Source organism: Okeania sp. (assembly GCF_983059655.1).
The window spans coordinates 1-5343 of the sequence record NZ_CEZPJD010000555.1 but is presented as its reverse complement, the minus strand read 5'-3'; the positions used below and the strand labels follow the sequence as shown (position 1 = coordinate 5343).

Sequence of the window (5343 nt, the reverse complement as noted above, 5' to 3'; positions counted from 1 at the left end):
CGGAGCGCAACCCAACAAAAACCAAAATAAGGTAACAAGTAGGTTGGGTTAAGCGGTAGCGCAACCCAACAAAAACCAAAATATTGTCAGTAGTCAGTAGGTTGAGTACAACAAAGTGTTAGCAGAGCTTATCTGTAGGATAAATCCTATAAAAACACATTATGTTGGGTTTCCCTCCGCTCAACCCAACCTACAAAATTAACTTTATGATACAACTAATTTTGGCGATATATTACATTACTTAGTATATACGTCTGACCCTAATTATGAACTAGGTTATCTGTCGGATGCACGCTCTAGAGATTATAGAGAAAGACTTGCTCCCAACTGGTACGGAGTAGAGAATAAATTGTAGGTTGGGTTAAGCGTCGGAGCGCAACCCAACAAAAACCAAAATAAGGTAACAAGTAGGTTGGGTTAAGCGACAGCGCAACCCAACAAAAACCAAAATAAGGTAACAAGTAGGTTGGGTTAAGCGACAGCGCAACCCAACAAACCAAGATAATTAAGATAATAAGTAGGTTGAGTACAACAAAGTGTTAGCAGAGCTTATCTGTAGGATAAATCCTATAAAAATACATTATGTTGGGTTTCCCTCCGCTCAACCCAACCTACAAAAATAACAAAAATTATTGATGTTATCAAAAAAAATTGTTATATATAAATTCAACAATTATTGATATATTAAGCCGGTAAATATCGAATACATTTTTGAAAAAAATTAACTTACATTTGTATATACATCCACTTTACTTAAATTTGTATGCGTATTTCGCCTATATTAGTTTGCAAAAGAAAAAATTATATTAAAAAAAAAAAAATAACTATTATTTATAATTGAATTATTCCATTAGCTTATTGGTATAGTGAAAATATCGGAATTAAATAATATTAAGTTAATCTATTCCGATAAATCCTGATGTTTAGTCTGAGGTTTAATTATGGACCCAATCACTGGAGGTACGGGCAATAATTCTTTGGAAGAAAACCCGTCTCTTTCTACCTTTTCTGAGGAGCCAAATACTCCTTTCTTTATTGAATTGAAACAACAGGGTAACGATCTTCTAATTGGTGATTCTTTATCTGAAGGATATACAACTTTAGTAGGTAATGCTGAATACATCAACGATCCAACTGCGTTGCTATCTTCCTTTGCATTTGTAGAGCCTTCTTCCATTGACTCTTTTATGAATCGTCATGGCTTGGGGAATTATGAAGAAAGTTTTCAGGCAGAAGAAGACGGTTCTGAAGCAGAAACCAACTCTGAAATGCCTGATCGGCTAACAAGTTTGAGAGAGGCCGAAGCGAATCTGATTCAGGGAATTGAGCAATTAGAAGCTGGTGGATCTCTCTCCGAGCTAGGATTCCAAGGACCGGCATTAGAAATCGTGACGACAAGAGACTTGCAAGGAGCTTTATCCGAAGTTCAAGGAAATATTAGCGATGAATTAGCTCGACGAGAAGAAGAAGCTCTTGCAGATAACTTCTTACTCCCTGAAGTTCTTGAGCCTGGAAAACAGGTGTTCGTATTTGAAGAAGGAACTGCTATCCCCTTGGAACTTCAAGAAGAAATGAAAGGAGGTGAAGTTTTATTCATGCCTAGTGAATTCTTTGAGGTTACTACGTTAGAAGACGAGTTGACATCTATGGGCTTCTTCGAGACTGAAAGTTTGTTTTAGTGCATAAGTAGCTTTAATTTCAAAAGATTCAACCCTAGTGTTGAGAATAAGGTGAAAAACTGCGGTCGGTGATTCTCACAGAAGCCAGCTCAACAAAAAGCTTCGGGTAGATTACTTTCAATAAACCTTACCTTACCTGGCAACCTTCGGATTTGAGTAAGTGTAATAGAAAGGTTTCCAGCATTTTTCAGAGTAGGTGAACTACACAGTAAAAACCCAAATCCTTGTAGGGATGTTTCAGAGAAAGTTTCTACAAGGGGTTTACTGAAATAAAAACTGCTGTATAAGCAAATATAGGAGCTTCATGAAAGGCGAATTTTTGATGGTAATATTGGCAGAAAATAAAACGTAGGTTGGGTTAAGCGGTAGCGCAACCCAACAAAGCAAGATAATAAGATAACAATTAGGTTGAGTACAACAAAGTGAAATCCTATAAAAATACATTATGTTGGGTTTCCCTCCGCTCAACCCAACCTACAAAACTGCAGCCCAACAAAAACCGATCTATAGAAATTAAAAAAAATATCCTGAAGCTACATTCCACTTCAAGAAGAATAGACTATACATCACAAGATAGTTAAATAAATGAACATAAATTTATACTAGCTTGTCGATCTAATTAACTCTGAGAAAAAAATCATGCAAGACACTCAAAACAACGAACTATTTTCCGATATTTCCACTGAAGAATCTGCTACTATTAATGGTGGTTGTGGTTGTGATGGTTACCGTCGCGGTCGCCCTGTATATTATGGCTACGGTCGCCCTCGCTACTACTATGATAGGTATGAATACGGTCGCTCTGTAAGCTATGGTTACCGTCGTAGTAGCTATGGTTATGGTGGATATCGTGGTCGTGGCTGCTACTAAATTAATGGATAATGGATAATTGATAATTGATAATTACAAACCATAATTATTTAGTTATTAATTATTCGGTAATGGTGGAATTATAACTTTGATTGATATTTAGTCAAATGAGGCATCCATAGTTTTATGGGTGCTTTTTTCTGATTTACTCCCTAGTCAACAGAAGTAGTTATTTGGGATGAAATATAGCTTAAAGATAGGGAGTGGGGGAGTAGGGGAGTAGGGGAGTAGGGGAGTGGGGGAGATGGGAGCAAATTTCAACTTTTTTCTCCTATTCTATTTCTGAATTTCCTGACTTTACCAGGACTGAGGAATGAGGACTAATATCATGCCCAGATAATAGTGCAATAAAAAAAACTTTTCTCTTTGAACCAATATTCCCTTCTGCCTTCCTTTTTTTTTATTTAAAATTCAAATTATTATGTTAGATATAGTACCAGTACCAATATTACCAAAAGCATCTAGCGATCGCGAAATAAATAATGTTAATAAATATCCATTAATTCTCCAGCAAAGTGAAGAAGATTGTGGGGCAGCTTGTTTGGCTTCTATTGCTAAATATCATGGTCGTAATTTAACAATAAATCGTATTAGAGAAACTATCGGTACTAATCAACAAGGAACTACATTATTAGGTTTAAAACAAGGTGCAGATACTATTGGTTTTAATGCTAGGTCTGTCAAAGCAAATCCAGGAATTTTAGACCAAATTGAAAGTGCCCCTTTACCTGCAATTATCCATTGGCAAGGCTATCATTGGGTGGTTTTGTATGGCAAACAAGGGGATAGATATATTATTGCTGACCCTGCTCTTGGAGTTCGTTTTTTATCAAAAAAAGAATTAGCTGAAGCCTGGGGAGATTGGGTCTGTTTATTAGTAGAACCAGATGCAAAACGCTTTTTTTCTGAGGCTGATGAAAAAGTCAGTAATATTAGTAGATTGCTCAGACGGGTTTGGTATTATCGGCAAATTATTCTTCAAGTTTTTCTGCTGAATATTGTCTTGGGTTTACTTTCTATTGCTTCTCCTTTTTTAGTACAAATTCTGACTGATGATGTGCTAGTTCGGGGTGATTTTCAGTTACTTACCAGTGTGGTAATTGCTGTAATTGTGATGAATGTTTTTAGCAGTTGTTTGGAATTAGTTCAATCTAATATGATTGCTCATTTTGCCCAACGTTTGGAATTAGGGTTGGTGATGGAATTTGGGCGAAAAATTTTGAGTTTGCCATTAAAGTATTATGAGACACGACGCAGCGGTGAAATTGTTAGTAGGTTGACGGATATTAAAGAAATTAATCAGTTGGTTTCTCAAGTAATTGTCAGTTTGCCCAGTCAATTTTTTATTGCTTTGGTTTCTTTGACTGTGATGTGTATTTACAGTTTTTCCCTGAGTATAGTTGCTGTTTTTATGGCAATAATTATGACTTTATCAACTATTGCTTTGTTGCCAATATTACAGCAAAAAACTAGAAGTTTATTTGCTTTGGAGGCAGAAAATCAGGGTGTTTTAGTAGAGACTTTCAAGGGAGCAATGACTCTGAAAACCACCTCTAGCTCTCCTCAATTTTGGGAAGAGTTTCAAGGCAGGTTTGGTAAGTTGGCTAACTTGAGTTTTAGAACTACTCAAATTGGCATTGTGAATGATACTTTTTCTGGTTTAGTTAGTAATATTGCTAATATTTTTCTCTTGTGGTTTGGCAGTAATTTAGTCATCGCTCAAGAATTAAGTATTGGTCAGTTATTGGCTTTTGTGACTATGAATCAATATGTATCAACTTTGGTTACTACTTTGGTAGGATTGATGGATGAATTGACCAGAGTTCAGACTGCTACAAAACGACTTTCTGAAGTAATTGATTATCCACCAGAAACTGATGAATCTCATCAAAAACCTGATGCTAAAATTAGTCCTAAAGCCGATATTATTTGCTCCAATATTAGTTTTCACTACGCTGGTAGAATTGATTTATTAGAAAACTTTTCTGTGAAATTTCCTGGTGGTAAATCTATCGCTTTAATTGGTGAATCTGGTTGTGGTAAAAGTACCTTGGCAAAATTAATTGCTGGTTTGTATCCCGTGCAGTCTGGTAATATTCAGGTTGGGATTTATAACCTACAAGATTTAGATATAGATTCTTTTAGAAAGCAGGTAGCATTAGTTCCTCAAGATGCTCATTTTTGGAGTCGTTCGATTATCGAAAATTTTCAACTAGCAGTGCCTGGAGTAACTTTTGAACAAATTGTTAAAGCTTGTCAAATTTCTGGAGCGGATGAATTTATTAGTCGTTTACCTGATAAATATCAAACAGTTTTAGGAGAATTTGGAGCAAATATTTCTGGCGGACAAAGGCAACGTTTGGCAATAGCAAGAGCTATGGTTAATGACCCTGCTGTATTAATTTTGGATGAATCAACTTCTGGTTTAGACCCTGTTAGTGAGGCTGAAGTTTTGGAGAATTTATTGTTGCATCGTCGTGGTAAAACAACAATTTTTATTAGTCATAGACCAAGGGTAATTAGTCGAGCTGAATGGATCATTTTATTGGATAATGGTAAGTTAGAATTGCAAGGCTCTGTAGCTTCTTTACGGGCAAAACATGGAAATCATTTAGATTTTTTGAATTCTTAAACTCAGTTGTCAGCCTAAAAATTTAGGTTGGGTTGAGCGGTAGTATAGCTGAAGTCAGAAGTCAGAAGTTAAATTCGCAGCAATGTCGGTGAGTATATTAGCAAACATATACATAGGGCTTGCTGAAAAAGTCTTTTTTAAGGAGTAGGGGAGCGGGGGAGT

Annotated in this window: 3 protein-coding genes; all 3 read left to right on the top strand. The window is 36.1% G+C overall.

Going from position 1 to position 5343, the window contains the following annotated elements; translation table 11 throughout:
- Window positions 1-941 precede the first annotated feature (941 nt).
- A complete protein-coding gene (locus AC3DU7_RS24015; RefSeq protein ID WP_488041820.1) occupies window positions 942-1679 on the top strand; it encodes a hypothetical protein in 738 nt (245 codons plus the stop codon).
- A gap of 639 nt (window positions 1680-2318) precedes the next feature.
- Window positions 2319-2549, top strand: a complete 231-nt coding sequence (locus tag AC3DU7_RS24010; protein WP_488041819.1) for a hypothetical protein — start codon at window positions 2319-2321, stop codon at window positions 2547-2549.
- A gap of 421 nt (window positions 2550-2970) precedes the next feature.
- The gene (locus AC3DU7_RS24005) at window positions 2971-5181 is read left to right on the top strand and encodes a peptidase domain-containing ABC transporter (protein WP_488041818.1); all 2211 of its coding nucleotides are present in this window, start codon (window positions 2971-2973) and stop codon (window positions 5179-5181) included.
- The last annotated feature ends 162 nt before the right edge of the window (window positions 5182-5343 follow it).

Excerpts from the sequence above, each read along its gene's own strand:
- AC3DU7_RS24005 (WP_488041818.1), top strand. The coding sequence starts at position 2,971 with ATGTTAGATATAGTACCAGTACCAATATTACCAAAAGCATCTAGCGAT.
- AC3DU7_RS24010 (WP_488041819.1), top strand. The coding sequence starts at position 2,319 with ATGCAAGACACTCAAAACAACGAACTATTTTCCGATATTTCCACTGAA.
- AC3DU7_RS24015 (WP_488041820.1), top strand. The coding sequence starts at position 942 with ATGGACCCAATCACTGGAGGTACGGGCAATAATTCTTTGGAAGAAAAC.